Raw genomic sequence first — 255 nt, forward strand, 5'->3', positions numbered from 1 at the left:
TGATTGGTAGTGGTTCAGGTAACTTCCGTTATAACAGCGATGAATCGGCAACTAACTACAGTCTGGCTTTAGGTACTGGTAATTATGCAATTTACCGTGAGCGTCCGACTCTTGCCATCACTGCTGATAATAAGACTATGGTGTATGGTGACGCAACACCAACATTGACGGCTTCTATTAGTGGTAATCAAAACGGTGATACTAATACTCAAGTATTGAGTGGTGGTGCCACTTTATCGATTACTGCTTCAGGAA

At 42.4% G+C, this 255-nt stretch carries 1 protein-coding gene; it reads left to right on the top strand.

The window, feature by feature from the left end; genetic code table 11:
• Positions 1–255 (top strand): MBG domain-containing protein (locus tag ICE94_RS08445; RefSeq protein WP_216151144.1); only part of this gene is annotated, 255 nt, incomplete at both ends.

It is taken from the genome of Polynucleobacter sp. MWH-Loch1C5 (assembly GCF_018881775.1).
In the GTDB taxonomy this organism is placed as follows: Bacteria; Pseudomonadota; Gammaproteobacteria; order Burkholderiales; family Burkholderiaceae; genus Polynucleobacter.